Raw genomic sequence first — 20,791 nt, forward strand, 5'->3', positions numbered from 1 at the left:
TGAATAACAGGCAATATTAAGTGGTTGTTTTTTCTCAATGTCACTTTTTTTATTCACTTTTTTCCTTTGCTGGCATGAAGACTGCAATCTATGATGAGACTGAGTGAGATTATTTATTAACTTTTAAATAACAAACTAATAACTGCCATTTCTCGCCAGCGCGATTGCCCGCTAAATGTGCAAAAACATCGGAACCCGGTGCATTTCCCGTCGGTATGGGGGACGGGGGCGTGCACCCTGAAATCAGCTCAAAAGAGGTTTATATGGAACACCAACAGCAGCCGCAAAACGTCAGCCGCCAGAACTTTGATGACTGGATGGTCCCGGTTTATGCCCCGGCGGCGTTTATTCCTGTGCGCGGTGAAGGATCCTGGCTGTGGGATCAGGCGGGCAAGGACTATGTCGATTTCGCAGGCGGCATTGCCGTAAATGCGCTGGGGCATGCGCACCCGGAAATCCGTAAGACCCTGCATGAGCAGGCAGATAAAGTCTGGCATCTGGGCAACGGCTACACCAACGAACCGGTGCTGCGGCTGGCGAAGCAACTGATCGACGCCACCTTTGCGGACAAAGTGTTTTTCTGTAATTCCGGCGCGGAAGCCAACGAAGCGGCGCTGAAACTGGCCAGGCTGTACGGTAATAAATCCGGCGGCGAAAAGAATGAAATTATCGCCTTCAAAAACGCATTCCATGGCCGCACGCTGTTTACCGTCACCACCGGCGGTCAGCCGAAATATTCTGAGGATTTTGCGCCACTGCCGCAGGCGATCACGCATTTGCCATTTAATGATCTGGCCGCCGTTGCCAGCCAGATTTCTTCACGTACCTGTGCCGTAATTGTTGAGCCGATCCAGGGCGAAGGCGGCGTGGTGCCGGCAGAGGCCGGATTCCTGCAGGGTCTGCGTGAGCTGTGTGACAAACATCAGGCCGTGCTGATTTTCGATGAAGTGCAGACCGGCGTCGGGCGTACCGGCGAGCTGTATGCCTATCAGCATTACGGCGTGGTGCCGGACATTCTGACCAGCGCCAAAGCGCTGGGCGGCGGTTTCCCGATTGGCGCGATGCTGACTACTGACCGCTATGCTGCGTTATTCCAGCCGGGCACCCACGGCACCACTTACGGTGGTAACCCGCTGGCGACGGCGGTGGCGGGAAAAGTCTTTGAGCTGATTAACACGCCGGAGGTGCTGTCCGGTGTCAGTAAACGTCACGAATGGTTTATCGCCGGGCTCAAACGCATCAACGACCGTTATCAGGTGTTCAGCGACGTACGTGGCCAGGGCTTGTTGCTCGGTGCCGTGATGAGCGAACGGTATAAAGATCAGGCCAAACAACTCAATACACTGGCGGCAGAGGAAGGGCTGATCGCCCTGATTGCCGGGCCGAATGTGCTGCGCTTTGCGCCATCACTGATTATTCCGGGCGCGGATATTGAAGAAGGGCTGAACCGTCTTGAGCGTGCCGTTGCGCGCCTGTGCGTGTGATTCATTGGGTTAAATGAGGTAGAGCATCATGATGTTGATTCGACCTGTGCGGCCCGGCGATCTCGCCGATATCCTGCAGTTGTCAGGCAAAACCGGCATCGGTTTAACGTCTTTGCCCAAGGATGAAGCGCATTTACGCGGGCGCATTGAGCGCTCGGTGGCGACCTGGGAAGGTCGCCTGGAAAAAGGCGAACAGGGTTACCTGTTCGTGCTTGAAGACACGGAACAGCAAAAAGTGGTGGGCGTCAGCGCCATTGAAGTCGCCGTCGGGCTCAGTGAACCGTGGTACAACTTCCGCCTCGGCACGCTGGTGCATGCCTCCAAAAGCCTGAACATCTATAAACCGGTGCCGACGCTGTTTCTCAGTAACGATCACACCGGTTATACCGAGCTTTGCACGCTGTTCCTCGATCCGGACTGCCGTCACGGCAAAAACGGGCAATTGTTGTCGAAGGTCCGTTTTCTGTTTCTGGCGGCATTTCGCGGGCATTTCTCCCGCAAGGTGATTGCCGAGATGCGCGGTATGTCTGACGACAACGGCCATTCACCGTTCTGGGACAGCGTCGGGCGTCATTTTTTTGGTATGGAATTTGCCGAAGCTGACCGTCTGACCGGCATGGGACAGAAATCCTTTATTGCCGAACTGATGCCGAAACATCCTTTATATACCGAACTGCTGAGTCATGAGGCGCGGGAAGTGATCGGCGAAGTGCATCCGCAAACCGCACCGGCGCGTGCCGTGCTGGAAGGTGAAGGGCTGCGTTACGAAGGTTATGTGGATATTTTCGATGCCGGTCCGACGCTCGAAGGTGAAATCGATCAGTTACGCGCGGTAAAAGAAAGCCGCCTGCTGCCGGTGCGGCTGGCGGAGCACCGCAGCGGGCGCGACGAACCGCTGTATCTGGTCGCCAATGAGCAATATCAGAATTTCCGCGCGCTGCTGGTGCCGGGTGGCGATTCGGCGGAGTCACTGACGCTTAATTCCCGCGAGGCTGAACTGCTCGGCCTGCGCGAGGGCGATATGCTGCGCGCCGTGGCGCTTTTCCCCGGCGATAACCCGGCTTCTGCAACCCCCATTCTCAAAAAGGAAAGCCTCGCATGATGCAACCTGCACTTTTTATTCAGGGCCAGTGGCGCAGCGGACAAGGCGCGCAACTGAACAAAACTAATCCGGCCGATAACACATTGTTGTGGTCGGCGCTGAGTGCCAGTGCGGAAGATGTCGATGCCGCCTGTACGGCAGCCCGCACGGCATTCCCCGCCTGGGCACGTAAAACCGTGGCCGAACGCGCTGACGTGATTAAGCGTTTTGCGGATTTACTGACAGAACATAAAACCCGGCTGGCGGAAATCATCAGCCTGGAAACCAGCAAACCACGCTGGGAAACGCTGACTGAGATCCAGGCGATGATCGGTAAGGTGGCGATTTCACTGGAAGCCAACCAGCAACGCACGGGCGAGAAACACACCGCCATGCCCGACGGTGAAGCGGTGCTGCGCCACCGGCCGCATGGCGTGCTGGCGGTTTTTGGTCCGTATAATTTTCCCGGACATCTGCCGAACGGCCATATCGTTCCTGCCTTGCTGGCGGGCAATACGCTGGTGTTTAAACCGAGCGAACTGACGCCTAAAACCGCCGAAGAAACCGTGAAGTTGTGGGAGCAAGCCGGACTGCCGGAAGGTGTGCTGAATCTGGTGCAGGGCGGTCGTTCGACCGGCGAAGCGCTGGCAGCCTGCGGCAATATCGACGGGTTGCTGTTTACCGGCAGCGCGGGCACCGGCTATCAGTTGCACCGCCAGCTCGCCGGTCAGCCTGAAAAAATTCTGGCGCTGGAAATGGGCGGCAACAACGCGCTGATTGTCGAGCCGGTGGAAGATATTGATGCAGCGGTAAACCTGACTGTTCAGTCGGCGTTTATTTCTGCCGGACAGCGTTGTACCTGTGCGCGCCGTCTGCTGGTGAAAGAAGGCGCGGCGGGTGATGCATTTATTGCGCGCTTGCTCGATGTCACCATGCAACTGCGCGTCGGAGGCTGGAACGACGATCCGCAACCATTTATGGGCGGGGTGATTTCGGACGTGGCGGCACGCAATATGCTGAAAGCACAGGACGCGTTGCTGGCGCTGGGCGGAAAACCGCTGCTGTTGCTGACGCGCCCGGATCCGCTCAATACCCTGCTGACGCCGGGCATTATCGATCTGACCGGCGTGGCGGGCATTCCTGATGAAGAATACTTCGGCCCGTTGCTGAGCATTTACCGCTACGGCAGTTTTGATGAAGCCATTACGCTGGCTAACCAGACGCGCTTCGGACTGGCGACCGGGCTTATCTCTGCTGAGCGTGCTCAGTTTGAGCAGCTATTATTGCAAGCAAGGGCGGGTATTGTTAACTGGAACAAACCGCTGACCGGTGCATCAAGCAACGCGCCTTTCGGTGGCATCGGGGCTTCGGGTAACCACCGTCCAAGTGCTTATTACGCGGCGGATTATTGTGCCTGGCCGATGGCCTCGCTGGAAACAGACAAACTGGAACTCCCTGCGACGCTGTCGCCTGGTATTGATTTCCGTACAACCTGAGGAGACAGGAATGTCTGGATGTGAAGCAAATTTTGACGGATTAGTCGGCCCGACCCACCATTACGCCGGGCTGTCGTTTGGTAATGAAGCCTCGACCAAAAACCAGAATGCGGTGGCGAACCCGCGTCTGGCGGCAAAGCAGGGCTTGCTGAAAATGAAAGCGCTGGCCGATCTGGGTTTTGCACAGGGAATTTTACCGCCACATGAACGCCCCCATCTGAGCACATTGCGCAAAATGGGCTTCGGTGGCAGCGATCGCGAAGTGCTGACCAACGCGCAGGCTTATTCGCCGCGCTTGCTGTCGTCACTGAGTTCGGCGTCTTCCATGTGGGTGGCCAATGCGGCCACGGTGTCGCCTTCGGCGGACAGCGCGGACGGGCGTGTACATTTCACGGTCGCCAACCTGAACAATAAATTTCACCGGGCCATTGAGGCAGACACCACGTCTGCCATTTTGCGCGCGACCTTCCATGCCGATAAATATTTTGCCCATCACGATGCGCTGCCGCAGGTGGCCGCCCTGGGAGATGAGGGCGCGGCGAATCATAACCGGTTATGCGGTGAGTATGATAAACCCGGCGTGCAGGTATTTGTTTACGGACGCGACGGGCTGGCAACCGGTGAGAACGAACCGGTGCGTTATCCGGCACGCCAGACCCGTTTGGCCAGTGATGCCGTGGCGCGTTTGCATCAGCTTGATGAAAAACGCACGGTGTTTATTCAGCAAAATCCGCAAGCCATCGACAGCGGTGTGTTCCACAACGACGTCATTTCTGTCAGCAACGGCAACGTGCTTTTCCATCACGAGCAGGCGTTTGTGAATTCAGGCAACGCGCTGGAGGAAATCCGTCGCAAAATGGCGGCGCTTGAGCTGGATTTCTTACCCGTTGAAGTGCCGCAGTCAATAGTGTCTCTCGACGATGCGGTCGCGACGTATCTGTTTAACAGTCAGTTGCTGACCAAGCCCGACGGTAAAATGATGCTGGTGGTGCCGGAAGAATCCCGCCAGCATACCGGCGTCTGGGCCTATCTTTCTGCACTGAAAGACAGCGGCGGACCGGTCGATCAGATTGAAGTGTTTGATCTGCGCGAAAGTATGCGTAACGGCGGCGGCCCGGCCTGTCTGCGCCTGCGGGTGGCGCTCAACCGCAACGAACTGAATGCGGTGAATGTCGCCTCGCTGATGAGTGACAGCCAGTTCGCACGGCTCAACACCTGGGTGGACACGCATTACCGTGACCGGATGCAGGCCAAAGATCTGGCCGATCCGCAGCTTCTGACCGAAGTGCGTACTGCGCTCGACGAACTGACCAATATTCTCGGGCTGGGTGCGATTTATCCGTTCCAGCGCTGAGCCATCACAGGAGTGACAGTATGTTTGATTTACTGGCAACGACGCTTTCCGGTGACGCAGTGACTGAACCTGCCGGACAAAGCGAAACGCTGGACTGGCAATGGCGCGGCGAGGGGATCCTCGAGCTTTCACCCCGTCAGCCCTGTGAGGCGGCGGTGGTGATCTCCGCCGGTATTCACGGCAATGAAACGGCGCCCGTTGAATTGCTCAATCAGTTGGTCAGCGAGCTGCTGTCAGGCGAAAGGCTGTTGCGGGTCCGGCTGCTGGTTATACTGGGTAACCCGCCGTCAATGCGCATCAATAAGCGATTTGTTGAAGCTGACATGAACCGCATGTTCGGCGGGCGTCATGCACGTTATACACCCAATGATGAAACCCGGCGGGCGCAGGAGCTTGAACAAGTGATGGCGTTGTTTTATCGCAGCGCCACTGCGGCAGGCACGACGCAGCGGTTTCATTATGATCTGCATACCGCAATCCGTGGTTCGAAACATGTGCGCTTTGGATTATTGCCGTTACAGACGAGAGCGAAAAGCGAAACCATGCTCGCCTGGCTCGACGCCGCCGGGCTGGATGCGCTGGTGCATCACCGCTCGCCGGGCGGAACATTCACGCATTTCAGCAGCGAGGTTTTTCAGGCCGACAGTTGCACGCTGGAACTGGGCAAAGCGCTGCCGTTTGGCAATAACGATCACACGCAGTTCACCGCTATCCGCCGCGCGCTGGAAACGCTGGTCAGTGGTGAACCGCTTCCTGCACGCCAGGCGGCGTCACCTTTGGTGCATTACCGCGTGGTGCAGGACGTGATCCGCTCACAGGAAGATTTCGAGCTGTTTATCCCGGCTGAGGCACTGAATTTTACAGCGTTCAGTCAGGGTTTTGTCATCGCGAAAGAAAGCGGCAAAATCTACAAGGTGGAAGCAGAGGAAGAAGTGGTGCTGTTTCCCAATCCGAACGTGGCGTTGGGATTAAGGGCAGGGCTGATGCTGGTGAAAATGTGATTTTTTGCGAGATGTCTTCCTGAATTGTTCATACAGTATTGCAAGTTAGCGACCTTTTGCGTACTTTGTGCTCATTGGGTTCGGCATGATGTTGAATTCATTACATGTTTTTGTTACGTGAACACGTTATAAAAAACGTCTCAGGGAGGATCATATGAACATGATGTATGACGAATACGATTGGTTCTAAAAGAAACTGATCTAAATAAGGCGGGGAATCCCGCCTTTTTCATGGATGAAAATCATGAAATTTGACGTGTTAGAACTCCAACTTATCAGCAATATCATTCTGCTTATCGGTGTCTTTGTCGCCATAGGCACGATTGTTTATAACGTCCGCATTGCGAAAAGAACTCAGACAGCCGTTTTTCTTTTTGAAAGTCGAACAGATACCCGTTATGCCCAGTCATTGAAAGTACTGAAAAAGGTACATAGTTCAGGAAAGTCTTTTCGCTCATTTGTATTTCCTCCGGAAGCTTCGCCGCTTACTGAAGAGGAAATCCGCGAATGTAGTAAGTTCCAATACATCCTTAATTTTTATGAGCGTGTTGCGGTGACTATTCAGAGCGGTATTTATGATGAAGATATGATTAAACGGACTTCTTATTCGACCGTGATCGACACCTGGAATATTGCTGAGCCTTTAATTAAAGCTCTGCGGGAAGAACTGAAATCGGATAATACTTATCAGGAATTTGAATGGCTCGCCGCGCGATGGAGAAATCAGCCACTGAATTTGAAAAGAGGCCGGTTTATCCGCTGAGTACAGGGTCTTCACCAAAAGAAAAAGGGTCCTGATTTCCATCAGGACCCTTTTTCTTTAATTTGGCGGTGAGAGAGGGGTTCGAACCCTCGATACGATTTCTCGTATACACACTTTCCAGGCGTGCTCCTTCAGCCACTCAGACACCTCACCGTGTTCGTAACAACGCGAGCGTTGCAACGGGGCGCTACTATAGGGAGACAGCCGCGAAGGGTCAAGAAAATTTTCAGCGTTTTGTGCCAGACGCTCAGAGTCTGTTCAGCGAAAATAATGCAGTGGCGGGCGGGTTTTCACGCACCCAAAACAAAAAAGGTTCTGATTTTCATCAGAACCTTTTTTGTTTAATGTGGTGGAGAGAGAGGGGTTCGAACCCTCGATACGATTGCTCATATACACACTTTCCAGGCGTGCTCCTTCAGCCACTCAGACACCTCTCCAGTCGTCGGCCGCACCGCAGTGCTGCTGACCGGCGCTAATGTAGGGAAAACTCGCCTCACCGTCAACACTCTTTTGCAGGTTCCATGCCGTTTAAACAAACTTAGAGCAATCTGATGATTTAAAGAGCAAAAAGTGCGTTAAGGATGAGCAGTCGGGATTTGGTTGCACGGCGTGATTAAAATTGCTTATAAGAATGCATAAATAAGTAGAATTTTTGCATGAAAGCACAATTATCCCGCAAACACTTTTTGTTACGGCGAAATAGCAAGATATGTTGTGGTAATCGTCCGGGGTAGCGGTATAACAATGCACTCTGAAAAAATGCTTCGCATAAGAACTGTATAAGTCATCCTTTGAAGCAGGGTTATTTATCACATAAGGGCAGGGGTCATTCTTGAGTCAGTCAAATAACGCGACCGGGTCGCAGCACCGCGCGGCAATTCCTGCCGGGGCGGGCACATTATTCTTCGTGCAGACATTCGCAACGCTTGGCTTTGCGGTGCTGTATTCCACACTGGTACTGTACGCCACCAAAAAACTCGGCTTCAGTGAAGATAACGCCAACGCCATCATGGGCGTGTTCGGCGCATTCAACTACGGGCTGCATATGTTCGGCGGCTACCTCGGCGGGCGTTATCTCAGCAACCGCAATCTGTTCGTGCTCGGTATGGTGTTGCAGGTCTTTGGCTGTGCGCTGATTGCGCTGGCAGGCGTGACCGGTTTGTACTGGGGGCTGGCCATGTTCCTGACCGGCAGCGGACTGAATGTCACCTGTCTGAATATGATGCTGACCCAGCGGTTTGCGCCGGACGATGACCGCCGTGAATCGGCCTTCCTGTGGAATTATGCCGGGATGAACCTCGGCTTCTTTATAGGTTTTGCGGTCGCCGGTTATTTCCAGCTGAGTGAAAACTACCGCGCGCTGTTCCTGTTTGCCACGCTGGGTAATGTGGCGGCAATCCTCGTGACACTTTCCCGCTGGTCGATTCTGGCCGATATCAGCACGCCGCTGAAAGAGGCCAGCCGCAGCCAGTTGCTGCGCCGGATGGCGGTCGGCATAGCCATTCTGATTGTGCTGGTACCGGTCATCCGCATGTTGCTGACCCACGCAGAATTCAGCAGTTATTTTGTGGTCGCGCTGGGCATTGTGATTTTCGCGCTGATGGCGCTGGTGACATTCCGCCATCGTGATGCGGATGAACGCCGTCGCATGAAGGCGTATCTGCTGCTGGCGCTCGGTTCGCTGGTTTTCTGGACGCTGTATCAGCTGGCACCGATGGGGCTGATGCTGTTCTCTGAGAACAACATTAATCTGAATGTGTACGGTATCCGTGTGGCACCGCAGTGGATCCAGAATATTAATACCGTGGTTATCGTGATCGGCGGCCCGCTGATGGCGCTGTGGTTCAACCGCCTGCGTCAGCGCGGCTGGAATATTGATATCCCGGCACAATTCTCTGCCTCGTTATTTTGCATGGGACTTGGGATGCTGGTACTGCCTTTCGGCATCCATCTGGCGGGCGGCGACGGTCTGGTGGCGTTCAAATGGATTGCCATCAGCTATCTGCTGCAAAGTATCGGTGAGTTACTGATTTCTCCAATCGGTTACGCGATGATCGGCAAACTGGCGCCGCCGCGTTATCAGGGCGTAATGATGGGCTGCTGGATGATGGTCACCGGCGTAGCGTCGGTGCTGGCGAGCTACATTTCCGGACTGATGCCGCAGAACGCGGGCAGTACGCCGGTGCTGACCAATCCGGGCTACAGCCAGGTGTTTAACGCGCTGGGCTGGGGTTCTGTTATCACCGGTGTGGTTCTGCTGGTGCTTATTCCGTTGCTGCGCCGGATGATCCGCCGTGAGCCGGTTGCCGCCTGATTTATTAGCAGTCTCCGACAGTCACTTCACAAGCCCCGAATGCCGGGGCTTGTTCTTTTTTACGCCACAGGGTTGCATCCCGATGATATTCAGGGAAATCTATCGGCTCACAGGAGGCTTCCCCGATGAACATTATTTTTTACCACCCTACATCTGATGCAAAACCCTGGATTGACGGCATAACAAAAAGATTACCGCAGGCCAACGTGCGCGTGTGGAATGCTAATGATCATGAACCGGCGGATTACGCGCTGGTCTGGCGGCCGCCTTACGCTATGCTCGCGCCGCGCACCATGCTGAAAGGCATTTTCGCACTGGGGGCGGGCGTTGATGCCATCCTCACGCAGGAACAACGTCAGCCGGGCACATTGCCGGGCGGCGTACCGCTGCTGCGTCTGGAAGACACCGGTATGTCTTTGCAGATGCAGGAATATGCACTGGCGACGGTATTACGTTATTTTCGCCGGATGGATGAATATCAGCTGTTTCAGCAACAAAAGCAGTGGCATCCGCTTGCGCCGCATTCACGCAGTGAGTTCACCCTCGGTATTCTCGGTGCCGGCGTGCTCGGCAGCAGCGTGGCGAAAGCGCTGGTGGATATGCAGTTCACCGTGCGCAGCTGGAGCCGCAGCCCCAAGTCGCAGGAAGGCGTAGAGAGTTTCTATGGTGACGATCAGCTGGCGGCGTTTGCCGGTGGCTGCAAGGTCCTGATCAATCTGTTGCCCAATACCCCGCACACCGCCGGTATTCTCAATCATCAACTGTTCACAAACCTTTCGCATAATGCCTATCTGATTAACCTTGGCCGTGGCGGACATCTGGTGGACGGTGATTTGCTGCGCGCGCTCGACAGCGGGCAGATTGCGGCTGCTACGCTGGATGTCTTCGTTGAAGAGCCGTTACCGGGCATGCACCCGTTCTGGTCGCATCCGCGCGTCAGCATCACGCCACACGTCGGTGCAGATACGCTGCCGGAGCAGGCGATGGACAGCATCGTGAGTAATATTCTGGCAATAGAAGCAGGGCGGGAGCCGTCAGGACGTGTCGATCTTGGCCGGGGTTACTGATATTCATCTGCTAACATTAGAATGCTGCGGTTATTTCGCGGCAGCGGAATACTTTCAAGGAGAGCACATGCCTTACCCGGTTGATTTACATATGCATACGGTTGCCAGCACTCACGCTTACAGCACGTTACATGATTACATTGATGAAGCAGCGGAAAAGGGCATCCGGCTGTTTGCCATCACCGATCATGGCCCTGATATGGCTGATGCGCCCCACTACTGGCATTTTATGAATATGCGGGTCTGGCCGCGTCTGGTGAATGGCATCGGCATCCTGCGCGGCATCGAATCAAACATTAAGAACATTCATGGCGATATCGACTGTACCGGCCCGATGCTCACAGAAATTGACGTGATTATTGCCGGTTTTCACGAGCCGGTGATGCCGCCTGTTGATAAAGAAACCCATACCGCCGCCATGATTGCAGCGATGGCGGGCGGTGAAGTGCATATTATTTCGCATCCGGGCAACCCGAAATACCCGATTGATATTCCGGCTGTGGCGGCGGCTGCCGCGAAATATAATGTGGCGCTGGAGCTGAATAACTCGTCGTTCATTCATTCGCGTGTGGGCAGTGAGCCTAATTGCCGCGCCATTGCACTGGCCGTAAAAGAAGCCGGTGGCTGGCTGGCGCTGGGGTCGGATTCGCATATCGCTTATTCGCTCGGCGGTTTTGAACATTGCGAGCGTATCCTGCGTGAAATTGATTTTCCGCAAGACCGTATTCTTAACGTCAGCCCGCGCCGGTTCCTTGATTTTCTGGAAACGCGTGGCCGCGCACCCATTGCTGAATTAAGCGAACTGTGACATTGTCGCGACCAAATTGCGGGTGATGAACCCTTTTCATTGTCGGATCAGGTTACTGTTATGAATGAATTTTCGATTGTCTGCCGCGTACTGGGCACGTTGTTTTATCGTCAGCCGCAGGATCCGTTACTGGTTCCGCTATTTGGTCTGATTCAGGACGGCAAGCTGCGTGAACACTGGCCGCTGGAACAGGATGCATTGCTGATCCGTTTGCAGGAAAGTGCCAACCCTGAAGCGCTGGCAGCGGAATTTAACCGTCTGTTTGTCGGCTCAGAATGCGCGGTTTCGCCATTTCGCAGCGATTATGTAGATGGCGCAAATAAAATGGATGTGCGCACATTCCTGCAACAGCGCGGAATGCCTTTGGGCGAAACGCCTGCCGATCATTTCGGTGCCATGCTGCTGGCAGCATCCTGGCTGGAAGATCAGTCGCAGGAAGACGAAGTTGGTGCGCAAATCACGCTGTTCGATGAATTCCTGTTCCCGTGGTGTGGTAAATTTCTCGGTAAAGTCGAAGCCCATGCCACCAGCGGTTTCTACCGCACACTGTCTGAAATCAGCCGCGAAGCCTTGCAGGTGATGCGCGACGAACTGGAAGAGCAATTACCGCAGGATCTGGATGACGCCGAAGAAGACGATCAGTAATCCTGATGACGGCACGTAAAAAAGCCCGGCGGTGAGTTATCACGCCGGGCTTTTTATTACCGGTTTATGCAAATTAATCAGTAAAGGGGATCACCAACTGACCCGGTTTCACTTCAATTCCTTTCGCCAGTTTCTTCGCCATCGCTTCGCCTTTGCTGTGCTCAGCATTGAGCACATAAGCCGGACGCTGGTTGAAATAGGTGTTCAGCGAGTTGTTCAGGTACGGCATCAGGCCTTTCATCACGTTGTCCATTTTTTCAGGTTTGATGGTGTAATCCACCACCTGCATATCCCGCAAGAAAATGGCGCCTTTTTCGCGATCATAAGAAGGATGGGCTTTCAGGGTCAGATGCATATCGGCTTTCTGCGGCCCGAACAGCGAGGAAACATCCACATGCGCATCGCCGGTCAGCGTCACAACGCCGGGTTCAGCGCGGCCAATCTGGCTGCTGAGATGGGTCAGCACCAGTTTGGCATCCACCAGTCCGGGAACACCCAACTGCTTCTCAAAATTGTTGTTCTTTTGCAGATAATCATTCACCTGCTGCTCACTGATGGTGTACTGCGTCAGTTGATTACAGCCTGCCAGTAAGCTGGCACACATCAGTACTGCGGCACCCAGAAATCGCTTTGTCATTCTTCCCTCATTACGTAAAAACTATTTCGTCAGCATGACCGCAACGCGGCGTCGCTCCAATCAGACAACGCTGATTAGCCTAAGTGCTGAAGGAAGGGAAGAAAAGGAAAATAGCCGGAAGCGCACTTCCGGCCAACACATCTTAACGGGCTAAGCGGGTGAATAAATTAACCTGCGTTTGTTTTGCCATATTATCGCGGTAGGCCAGAACGCGTGAAGGCCAGTCGATTCCCTGTACGATCGACAGTGAACGCAGCACCGGCCACAGGTTAATGTCATCCTCGGAAAGCTCGCCGTTAACTGCGTTAGGCTCGACAATCAGCTTGTCGAGAGCGCGCAGATCCTGACTGATTTTCTTCACCAGCCCTTCGGAATGTTGCAGGTGTTCCGCGAAGCTGCCGCTGGCGGCCTGTTTTTTATCGGAGAAGTATTTGCGGGCTTCCGGCGTGGAGAATTCTTCCAGCGGTGCGGCGGCGAAACGTGGCAGTAACAGGCGGCCGGTATATTCGGACACCTGACGCAACCAGGCGGCAATGGAGGCATTCAGCGGTCCGGTCAGCAGCGGCTTTCCGTCACTTTTGTCGATGTAATGCACGATATCCATACTTTCAGGCATGAAGCCGCCATCCTCTTTTTGCAGAATGGGGACCATTTTTTTACCGACCATGGATACAGGCGTTTTTTCATCGTCGTTAAGCAACACTTTGATCTCAACGGGAATGTTCTTCAGACCGAAAATCATGCGGGCTTTTACGCAGAAAGGGCAATGTTCGTAAATGTAAAGTCTCATAGTACGTAGCTCCTGTTATCGCCGGCGGTGACCTGTAGGGTGCATGAAAACTGCCGGATGTAGGTTCGGATTTTATCTAACGCTATGATTCAGTATGGGGATAGATATCCCTGAGATCAAACCTACCCGTCATGCTTGTCGCCGTAACCACATTGTCTACGCTCGTTACAGCGTCAGCCATTTTGGGTATTTATAAGAACAGCAAAAGATTAGCTGCCGCTGAGCATCGCCGGTTCGATGCGGCGCAGGTTGAACTGCCAGTACAAACCGGTGAGGGTGATGAAGCCAACGACACCGAGTAATAACCATGGCAGTTCAGGCAGTTCGAGCGCCCGGCCGGTGTCGTACATCCAGCCGCCACCGGTGTAACCGATCACGCCGCCGAGAGCCAGCCCGAGACGGCTGAAGCCCATGTAGCTGCCGCGGGCGCGGGCGTCGGCAAGAGAGGCGCTGAGGGTTTCACGCGCCGGTTCGGCGATGATGGAACCGATATAGAAGAAGCCAATCAGCAGCAACAACGGATTGATTGAGGTGACCAGCCCGACCGGCAACAGGCTCAGTGTCATGATCAGCAGGCCAACCATCAGGCGCTGTTCAAGGCGGAAACGTTTTTCGCTCCAGCGGGCAATCGGATACAACAACGTCAGCGAGAGCACGGCTTCGATGGCGTACATCCATTTCACCGCCGCCGGGCTGCCCGCGACATCATTGACCGCGATCGGCAGCATCAGCATGACCTGAACGGTCAGCATGTAATAGCCGGTCAGCGTCAGGACGTAAGCCAGAAAACGGCGGTCGCGCAATACGCGCATCATGCCTTCGCGCATCGGTGTGCGCAGGGTGGAAATACGGTAAGCCGGAAGCAGCCAGGCGTTGCAGGCCGCGGCCAGACAGAAAATCGCGGCGCCGGTCCAGCAGACGTAATGGAAATCATATTGCAACAGCCAGCTGCCAATCAGTGCGCCAATGACGGCACCGGCGCTGTCCTGCATCATCATCAGGGAAAAGAAGCGGCTGCGCTCATGCGGACGGGTCAGTTTTATGACCAGCGCCGTGCGCGGCGGATCAAACAATGTGCCGCCAAGGCCGGAGAGAATACATGAACAAACCAGGATCCAGGGTTGATCGGCCATCGCCATCGTGGCAAAGCCCGCAGCCCGCAATAACATGCCGGTGATAATCATGGGCTTCGCGCCAAACCGGTCAGCAATCGCGCCGCCAAAAATGCCTAATCCCTGCTGCGTAAGCTGACGAACACCGAGCGCCAGACCGACGGCCATTGCCGCCCAGCCAAGCTGATCGACAAATCGGATCGAGATCAACGGAAAAACCACGAAAAAGCCTAAAATAACCAGCGCGTTGTCTAATAACAGAAAATACTTACCCAAGCTCCGAGCTTGTGATACCAGAGACATGCTTCACCATGAGCGATTATTTGTATCCTGTCCGGCAGATACAGAAAGGAGAAAAGACCGTTCCAGTCTGAACCGGAAACAGGTATTTAGATAGGGCGCTATTGATAATATTTTTTTATCGTCAAGCCGCGTTCTGACTGGCAGAATTAGCGGTGATCTGTCGTTTCCTATAAATTCTATTTATCGACCCATGCGGGATGTGGAGGGAAGGGATGTTTGGCTACAAATCTGCCGTGCCAAAGGTGCGGCTTACCACTGACCGGATGGTCCTGCGTCTGGTTCATGACCGCGATGCGCACCGGCTGGCCGAATACTACGCGGAGAACCGCGCGTTTCTGAAACCGTGGGAACCGGTCAGGGATGAAAGCCATTGTTATCCCTCAGGGTGGCAGGCACGTCTGGGGTTGATTACCGAGATGCAAAAACAGGGCAGTGCGTATTACTTTATTCTGCTCGACCCTGATGAAAATCGCGTGATGGGCGTGGCGAATTTCAGCAACGTGCTGCGTGGTTCTTTCCATGCCTGTTTTCTGGGGTATTCGCTCGGTCAGGAGTGGCAGGGCAAGGGCCTGATGCAGGAAGCGTTGCAATCGCTTATCCGTTATATGCAACGCCAGCAAAAAATGCACCGCATCATGGCCAATTACATGCCGCACAATAAACGCAGCGGCCAGCTTCTGGAACGTCTCGGCTTTGAACGCGAAGGTTACGCCAAAGATTACCTGCTGATTGACGGCAAATGGCAGGATCACGTTCTTACAGCATTAACCTGGCAAGAATGGACACCCCCGTCCCGATAAGGAGAGCAAGATGAAGCATGAACTCAGCGTCCGGGAGGCCCGTGTTGTGGGCTGTTTACTGGAAAAACAACTCACCACGCCAGAACAGTATCCGATGACCCTCAACGGCCTGACCACGGCCTGCAATCAGAAGACCAACCGCGAACCGGTGATGGAACTGAGCGAAAGTGAGGTTCAGCAAACGCTGGATTTGCTGCTGCGCAAACACATTATCCGTACCCTGAGCGGCTCACGGACCATGAAGTATGAGCACCGTTTCTGTAATTCTGAATTCGGCAATCTCAAATTTTCCCCGCAGGAAGTGGCGGTGGTGACTACGCTGTTGCTGCGCGGCGCACAAACGCCGGGAGAACTGCGTACCCGCACTAACCGCCTGCATGATTTCTCTGACGTCGCCGAAGTTGAACACACGCTGACTGAACTGACAAACCGCGAAGACGGCCCGTTCTGCGTGCGTCTGGCACGTGAACCGGGTAAGCGTGAAAGCCGCTATATGCATCTGTTCAGCGGCGAAGTCAGTAATGTGGCCGGTACCGCCGAAGAACCGCTGTTCAGCGCCGCGCCGGAAAGCGCGGATCTGACCGCGCGCGTGGAAACACTGGAAGCCGAAGTTGCTGAGCTGAAACAGCGTCTTGAAAATTTGTTGCAACATCTGGCCGATTAAAAGGAGCGCGTTTTGAGTAAATTGCGTATCGGGGTTATCGGGCTGGGCGGTATCGCGCAAAAAGCGTATCTGCCGGTGCTGAGTCATGCACAAAACTGGACGCTGGTGGGCGGGTTTTCGCCCAATCAGCAAAAAGCGCAGGCTGTCTGCGACAGTTACCGCATGGCAAATTTTTCGCGGATGGATGAACTGGCGGGCCAGTGTGATGCCGTTTTTGTGCACAGCAGCACCGCCAGCCATTTTGAGGTGGTCGGGCAACTGCTGGCGCAGGGCGTGCATGTGTACGTTGATAAACCGCTGGCCGCTGAACTTGAGCAGGCTGAGCAACTGGTTGAACAGGCACATATTGCCGGTAAAACACTGATGGTCGGTTTTAACCGCCGGTTTGCGCCGTTATATCGTCAGCTCAAAGATAACATGCAGGGCGCAGCGTCCTTGCGCATGGACAAGCACCGCACCGATAGCGTAGGGCCAAACGATCTGCGTTTCACCATGCTGGACGATTATCTGCACGTGGTGGATACCGCGCTGTGGCTGGCCGGGGGGAATGCCAGTTTGGAAAGCGGTCTGATTCAGATTAACGAAGCGAATCAGATGTTATACGGCGAACATCATTTCCTTTGTGGTGAAACGCTGGTAACGACATCGATGCATCGCCGGGCAGGGACTTTCCGCGAGAGCGTGCAGGCGGTGACAGAAGGCGCGGTGTACCAGCTGGACAATATGCAAATCTGGCGCGAAGAGCAGCAGGATATTCTTACGCAACTGCCGGTACCGGGCTGGCAAAGTACGCTGGCGCAGCGCGGATTTGTCGGTGCCATTGAACACTTTGTGGACTGTGTGAGTCACCAGACGGCACCGGAAACCAGCGGTGAGCAGGCGATTTATGCGCAGGCAATGATTGAGAAAATCCTGAATTCTTAACAGAAAAGCCGCGCGGGATGGCGCGGTTAACACTCTATAACAACATAAAACAACTGCCGGTGGCTATTGCATGGCGGATGCGTAGACTAAGCGCATCTTTGAGCCATGCCGGTTCATCTTTCACGCCTGCTGAGGCAGGCGTGATGGCTTAACTGTTTGATATACCTGTAAACCGGTAAACAAGAAAAGTGACATGAATCTACTTAAATCTCTGGCAGCCGTCAGTTCCATGACGATGTTTTCACGTGTATTAGGTTTTGCCCGCGATGCCATTGTGGCACGCGTGTTTGGCGCCGGAATGGTCACCGACGCCTTTTTTGTGGCGTTCAAACTCCCCAATTTGTTGCGGCGTATTTTTGCCGAAGGCGCATTCTCACAGGCTTTCGTACCGATTCTGGCCGAGTACAAAACGCAGCAGGGCGAAGAAGCCACCCGCACCTTTATCGCGTATGTCTCTGGGTTGCTGACGCTGGTTCTGGCGATTGTCACCGTGCTGGGCATGATCGCGGCACCGTGGGTGATTTATATCACTGCGCCGGGCTTTGTGGATTCACCGGACAAATTTGCGCTGACCAGCTCGCTGCTGCGCATCACCTTTCCGTATATCCTGCTGATTTCACTGGCGTCTCTGGTCGGGGCAATACTTAACACCTGGAACCGTTTCTCTATACCCGCTTTTGCGCCGACCTTCCTGAACGTCAGCATGATCGGTTTTGCACTGTTTGCTGCGCCGTATTTCCACCCGCCGGTACTGGCACTGGCCTGGGCGGTGGTGGCCGGTGGTCTGCTGCAACTGGGTTATCAGCTGCCGCATCTGAAGAAAATCGGCATGCTGGTGCTGCCGCGCCTGAATCTGAAGGATGCCGGTGTATGGCGGGTGATGCGTCAGATGGGACCGGCGATTTTAGGGGTGTCCGTCAGCCAGATTTCACTGATCATTAACACCATCTTCGCGTCGTTTCTGGTCTCCGGTTCCGTATCATGGATGTATTACGCTGACCGGCTGATGGAATTTCCTTCCGGCGTACTGGGCGTTGCGCTGGGCACTATTTTGCTGCCTTCGCTGGCACGAAGCTTCTCCAGCGGTAATCACGGTGAATACAATCGCCTGATGGACTGGGGGCTGCGTCTGTGTTTCCTGCTGGCACTGCCCAGTTCTGTGGCGCTGGGTATTCTGGCGAAACCGCTGACGGTTGCGCTGTTCCAGTACGGTAAATTCAGCGCCTTTGATGCCTCGATGACGCAACGTGCGCTGGTGGCTTATTCCGTCGGGCTGATGGGGCTGATTGTGGTGAAAGTACTGGCTCCGGGCTTTTACTCGCGTCAGGACATCAAAACGCCGGTGAAAATCGCTATCATTACCTTACTGATGACGCAGGTGATGAACCTGGCCTTTATCGGACCACTCAAACACGCGGGGCTTTCCCTGTCGATTGGTCTGGCTGCCTGCCTGAATGCCTCGCTGCTCTACTGGCAACTGCGTAAGCAGGATATCTTCCAGCCACTGCCGGGCTGGCGGGTGTTCCTGATCAAGCTGATAGTGGCGGTGGTTGCCATGTCAGCAGCGCTGCTCGGCATGATGTGGCTGATGCCTGCGTGGGACGTGGGCGGAATGGCGTATCGTCTGGCGCGTCTGGCGGCTGTGGTGGCTGTCGGCGTAGTTGCGTACTTTGCTGTTCTTGGCCTGCTGGGCTTTAGGGTGAGAGAGTTTGCCCGTAAGCTGGACTGATTAACGCAGATTACAGAAACACAAAAGGGCGCATGAGCGCCCTTTTTTAATATCCACAGCCCTGAGTTACATCCGTTCTACGGTTTCGATACCCAGGGTATCCAGACCTGTTTTCAGCGTGCGCTGTGTCAGCAGCGCCAGTTTCAGGCGGCTGTTACGGCTGGTTTCATCTTCTGCATTCAGGATCGGGCAATGCTCGTAGAAGCTGGAGAACAGGCCTGCCACGTCGTACAGATAGGCACACATGGTGTGTGGCGTGCCTTCGCGGGCGACGACAGTCAGCACTTCTTCGAACTGCAACAGGCGGGTAGCCAGCGCGGCTTCGCGTTCTTCGCTCAGTACGACCGGCTGGGTCAGGCTGTTCACGTCAATGTCGGCACGTTTGAAGATGGATGCCACGCGGGTGTAGGCATATTGCATATACGGCGCGGTGTTACCTTCGAAGGCCAGCATGTTGTCCCAGTCGAAGATGTAATCGGTGGTCCGGCTTTTGGACAGATCAGCGTATTTGATGGCGCCGATACCTACCGCGTTAACCAGTTTTTCCAGTTCAGCGGCGTCTTTCATTTCCGGATTTTTTTCGGTGATGAGCTTACGCGCACGATCAATCGCTTCATCCAGCAGATCGGACAGTTTCACCGTGCCGCCTGAACGGGTTTTGAACGGCTTGCCGTCTTTGCCCAGCATCATGCCAAACATATGGTGTTCGAGTGCCACGGAATCAGGCACATAACCGGCTTTGCGCGCGATGGTCCACGCCTGCATCAGGTGCTGGTGCTGACGGGAGTCGATGTAATACAAAACGCGATCGGCACCGAGGGTTTCGTAGCGGTATTTCGCGCAGGCGATATCGGTGGTGGTGTAGAGGTAGCCGCCATCTTTTTTACGGATGATGACGCCCATCGGGTCGCCTTCTTTATTTTTGTATTCATCAAGATAGACAACCACCGCGCCTTCGCTGTCGACCGCCAGCCCTTTGGCTTGCAAATCGGCAACGATGCCCGGCAGCATGCTGTTGTACAGGCTTTCACCCATCACATCGTCTTCGGTCAGGGTGACGTTCAGGCGATTGTAGGTCAGCTGGTTTTGCTTCATGGTCACGTCAACCAGTTTGCGCCACATCTGCAGGCAGTATTCATCGCCGCCTTGCAGCTTCACTACATAGCCCCGCGCGCGCTCGGCGAAGGCTTCGTCTTCGTCATAGTTTTTCTTGGCGGCACGGTAGAATTCTTCCAGGTCAGCCAGATTCATGTCCGCTGCATTTTCGTTCTGCACTTTTTCCAGATAAGCGATCAGCATCCCGAACTGTGTGCCCCAGTCGCCAACGTGGTTCGCGCGGATCACTTTGTGGCCGAGAAATTCATTCGTGCGTACAGCAGCGTCGCCGATGATGGTGGAGCGGATATGGCCAACGTGCATTTCTTTCGCCACGTTTGGCGCGGAATAGTCGATGACGATAGTTTGTGGTTCAACCGGTGTGATGCCCAGTTTTTCATCGTTCAGTGCACTGTCAACGTGCGCGGCAACAAAAGCGGGATCCAGGAAGATATTGATGAACCCCGGCCCGGCGATGTCGATTTTGTTGGCAATGCCGCTCAGGTCTAACAGTTCAACCACTTTCTCTGCCAGTTGTCGCGGTGGCATACCGAGTTTTTTCGCCACGGACATAACACCATTAGCCTGATAGTCGCCAAACTGAGCTTTAGCGGACTGACGGACTTGCGCTTCGCTGTCGGCTGAGGCGCCTGCAGCGATCAGCGCCTGGCTGACTTTATCTGAAAGAAGTGACTGAATATTCACCGAAGTACCTTTATTTAGG

18 protein-coding genes and 2 tRNA genes are annotated in these 20,791 nt (G+C 54.5%); 14 read left to right on the top strand and 6 right to left on the bottom strand.

The window, feature by feature from the left end; translation table 11 throughout:
• Positions 1-263 precede the first annotated feature (263 nt).
• From RAHAQ2_RS08505 to RAHAQ2_RS08530, 6 genes are all read left to right on the top strand, one after another.
• Positions 264-1,484: an aspartate aminotransferase family protein gene (locus RAHAQ2_RS08505; RefSeq protein WP_015696837.1), complete on the top strand. Its 1,221-nt coding sequence runs from the start codon at positions 264-266 to the stop codon at positions 1,482-1,484.
• A 28-nt stretch (positions 1,485-1,512) separates the two neighbouring features.
• Entirely contained in the window at positions 1,513-2,586 is a 1,074-nt protein-coding gene (gene astA / locus RAHAQ2_RS08510) for an arginine N-succinyltransferase (protein ID WP_015696838.1), read from the top strand.
• The gene (gene astD / locus RAHAQ2_RS08515) at positions 2,583-4,061 is read left to right on the top strand and encodes a succinylglutamate-semialdehyde dehydrogenase (protein ID WP_015696839.1); all 1,479 of its coding nucleotides are present in this window, start codon (positions 2,583-2,585) and stop codon (positions 4,059-4,061) included. Before astA ends, astD begins: the two co-directional genes overlap by 4 nt.
• A 10-nt stretch (positions 4,062-4,071) precedes the next feature.
• A complete protein-coding gene (gene astB / locus RAHAQ2_RS08520) occupies positions 4,072-5,415 on the top strand; it encodes an N-succinylarginine dihydrolase (RefSeq protein ID WP_015696840.1) in 1,344 nt (447 codons plus the stop codon).
• A 20-nt stretch (positions 5,416-5,435) separates the two neighbouring features.
• Positions 5,436-6,416, top strand: a complete 981-nt coding sequence (astE, locus tag RAHAQ2_RS08525; protein WP_015696841.1) for a succinylglutamate desuccinylase — start codon at positions 5,436-5,438, stop codon at positions 6,414-6,416.
• Between the two features lie 244 nt (positions 6,417-6,660).
• A complete protein-coding gene (locus tag RAHAQ2_RS08530) occupies positions 6,661-7,179 on the top strand; it encodes a DUF4760 domain-containing protein (protein WP_015696842.1) in 519 nt (172 codons plus the stop codon).
• A 63-nt stretch (positions 7,180-7,242) separates the two neighbouring features.
• On the opposite strand, the gene RAHAQ2_RS08535 is transcribed toward RAHAQ2_RS08530, so the two are convergent.
• Together RAHAQ2_RS08535 and RAHAQ2_RS08540 are read right to left on the bottom strand one after the other, a co-directional pair.
• A tRNA-Ser gene (locus tag RAHAQ2_RS08535) sits at positions 7,243-7,332 on the bottom strand.
• A gap of 194 nt (positions 7,333-7,526) precedes the next feature.
• Positions 7,527-7,616 (bottom strand) — tRNA-Ser (locus RAHAQ2_RS08540).
• 395 nt (positions 7,617-8,011) lie between these two features.
• Here RAHAQ2_RS08540 and RAHAQ2_RS08545 point away from each other — a divergent pair.
• From RAHAQ2_RS08545 to RAHAQ2_RS08560, 4 genes are all read left to right on the top strand, one after another.
• On the top strand, positions 8,012-9,493 hold the full coding sequence (locus RAHAQ2_RS08545) for a peptide MFS transporter (RefSeq protein ID WP_015696843.1): 1,482 nt from the start codon (positions 8,012-8,014) through the stop codon (positions 9,491-9,493).
• Positions 9,494-9,618: 125 nt separating this feature from the next.
• A complete protein-coding gene (gene ghrA, locus RAHAQ2_RS08550) occupies positions 9,619-10,560 on the top strand; it encodes a glyoxylate/hydroxypyruvate reductase GhrA (protein WP_015696844.1) in 942 nt (313 codons plus the stop codon).
• A gap of 67 nt (positions 10,561-10,627) precedes the next feature.
• Positions 10,628-11,368: a phosphatase gene (locus tag RAHAQ2_RS08555; RefSeq protein ID WP_015696845.1), complete on the top strand. Its 741-nt coding sequence runs from the start codon at positions 10,628-10,630 to the stop codon at positions 11,366-11,368.
• A 60-nt stretch (positions 11,369-11,428) separates the two neighbouring features.
• Entirely contained in the window at positions 11,429-12,013 is a 585-nt protein-coding gene (locus RAHAQ2_RS08560; protein WP_015696846.1) for a TorD/DmsD family molecular chaperone, read from the top strand.
• A 73-nt stretch (positions 12,014-12,086) separates the two neighbouring features.
• On the opposite strand, the gene RAHAQ2_RS08565 is transcribed toward RAHAQ2_RS08560, so the two are convergent.
• The 3 genes from RAHAQ2_RS08565 to mdtH form a co-directional block, all read right to left on the bottom strand.
• Positions 12,087-12,650 carry a lipoprotein gene (locus RAHAQ2_RS08565; protein WP_015696847.1) on the bottom strand — a complete coding sequence of 188 codons (564 nt, stop codon included), beginning with the start codon at positions 12,648-12,650 and terminating at the stop codon, positions 12,087-12,089.
• A gap of 142 nt (positions 12,651-12,792) precedes the next feature.
• The gene (gene grxB / locus RAHAQ2_RS08570) at positions 12,793-13,440 is read right to left on the bottom strand and encodes a glutaredoxin 2 (RefSeq protein WP_015696848.1); all 648 of its coding nucleotides are present in this window, start codon (positions 13,438-13,440) and stop codon (positions 12,793-12,795) included.
• A gap of 209 nt (positions 13,441-13,649) precedes the next feature.
• On the bottom strand, positions 13,650-14,855 hold the full coding sequence (gene mdtH, locus RAHAQ2_RS08575; RefSeq protein ID WP_015696849.1) for a multidrug efflux MFS transporter MdtH: 1,206 nt from the start codon (positions 14,853-14,855) through the stop codon (positions 13,650-13,652).
• Between the two features lie 212 nt (positions 14,856-15,067).
• Here mdtH and rimJ point away from each other — a divergent pair, with 212 nt between their 5' ends.
• The 4 genes from rimJ to murJ all read left to right on the top strand — a co-directional run bounded on the left by rimJ (position 15,068) and on the right by murJ (position 18,972).
• Entirely contained in the window at positions 15,068-15,655 is a 588-nt protein-coding gene (gene rimJ, locus RAHAQ2_RS08580; protein WP_015696850.1) for a ribosomal protein S5-alanine N-acetyltransferase, read from the top strand.
• 10 nt (positions 15,656-15,665) lie between these two features.
• Complete coding sequence (locus tag RAHAQ2_RS08585; protein ID WP_015696851.1) at positions 15,666-16,319, top strand: YceH family protein; 654 nt, start codon at positions 15,666-15,668, stop codon at positions 16,317-16,319.
• A 12-nt stretch (positions 16,320-16,331) separates the two neighbouring features.
• The gene (locus RAHAQ2_RS08590) at positions 16,332-17,243 is read left to right on the top strand and encodes a Gfo/Idh/MocA family protein (RefSeq protein ID WP_015696852.1); all 912 of its coding nucleotides are present in this window, start codon (positions 16,332-16,334) and stop codon (positions 17,241-17,243) included.
• 193 nt (positions 17,244-17,436) lie between these two features.
• The gene (gene murJ, locus RAHAQ2_RS08595; RefSeq protein ID WP_015696853.1) at positions 17,437-18,972 is read left to right on the top strand and encodes a murein biosynthesis integral membrane protein MurJ; all 1,536 of its coding nucleotides are present in this window, start codon (positions 17,437-17,439) and stop codon (positions 18,970-18,972) included.
• Positions 18,973-19,038: 66 nt separating this feature from the next.
• Here the strand turns inward: murJ and argS are convergent, their stop codons facing one another.
• The gene (gene argS / locus RAHAQ2_RS08600) at positions 19,039-20,772 is read right to left on the bottom strand and encodes an arginine--tRNA ligase (protein ID WP_015696854.1); all 1,734 of its coding nucleotides are present in this window, start codon (positions 20,770-20,772) and stop codon (positions 19,039-19,041) included.
• Positions 20,773-20,791 lie beyond the last annotated feature (19 nt).

The organism is Rahnella aquatilis CIP 78.65 = ATCC 33071 (genome assembly GCF_000241955.1).
Taxonomy (GTDB): Bacteria; Pseudomonadota; Gammaproteobacteria; order Enterobacterales; family Enterobacteriaceae; genus Rahnella; species Rahnella aquatilis.

Bases quoted from the DNA above. Each gene is read 5' to 3' on its own strand.
- RAHAQ2_RS08505 (WP_015696837.1), top strand. From the start codon at position 264: ATGGAACACCAACAGCAGCCGCAAAACGTCAGCCGCCAGAACTTTGAT.
- astA (WP_015696838.1), top strand. From the start codon at position 1,513: ATGATGTTGATTCGACCTGTGCGGCCCGGCGATCTCGCCGATATCCTG.
- astD (WP_015696839.1), top strand. From the start codon at position 2,583: ATGATGCAACCTGCACTTTTTATTCAGGGCCAGTGGCGCAGCGGACAA.
- astB (WP_015696840.1), top strand. From the start codon at position 4,072: ATGTCTGGATGTGAAGCAAATTTTGACGGATTAGTCGGCCCGACCCAC.
- astE (WP_015696841.1), top strand. From the start codon at position 5,436: ATGTTTGATTTACTGGCAACGACGCTTTCCGGTGACGCAGTGACTGAA.
- RAHAQ2_RS08530 (WP_015696842.1), top strand. From the start codon at position 6,661: ATGAAATTTGACGTGTTAGAACTCCAACTTATCAGCAATATCATTCTG.
- ghrA (WP_015696844.1), top strand. From the start codon at position 9,619: ATGAACATTATTTTTTACCACCCTACATCTGATGCAAAACCCTGGATT.
- RAHAQ2_RS08555 (WP_015696845.1), top strand. From the start codon at position 10,628: ATGCCTTACCCGGTTGATTTACATATGCATACGGTTGCCAGCACTCAC.
- RAHAQ2_RS08560 (WP_015696846.1), top strand. From the start codon at position 11,429: ATGAATGAATTTTCGATTGTCTGCCGCGTACTGGGCACGTTGTTTTAT.
- RAHAQ2_RS08565 (WP_015696847.1), bottom strand. From the start codon at position 12,650: ATGACAAAGCGATTTCTGGGTGCCGCAGTACTGATGTGTGCCAGCTTA.
- grxB (WP_015696848.1), bottom strand. From the start codon at position 13,440: ATGAGACTTTACATTTACGAACATTGCCCTTTCTGCGTAAAAGCCCGC.
- mdtH (WP_015696849.1), bottom strand. From the start codon at position 14,855: ATGTCTCTGGTATCACAAGCTCGGAGCTTGGGTAAGTATTTTCTGTTA.
- rimJ (WP_015696850.1), top strand. From the start codon at position 15,068: ATGTTTGGCTACAAATCTGCCGTGCCAAAGGTGCGGCTTACCACTGAC.
- RAHAQ2_RS08585 (WP_015696851.1), top strand. From the start codon at position 15,666: ATGAAGCATGAACTCAGCGTCCGGGAGGCCCGTGTTGTGGGCTGTTTA.
- murJ (WP_015696853.1), top strand. From the start codon at position 17,437: ATGAATCTACTTAAATCTCTGGCAGCCGTCAGTTCCATGACGATGTTT.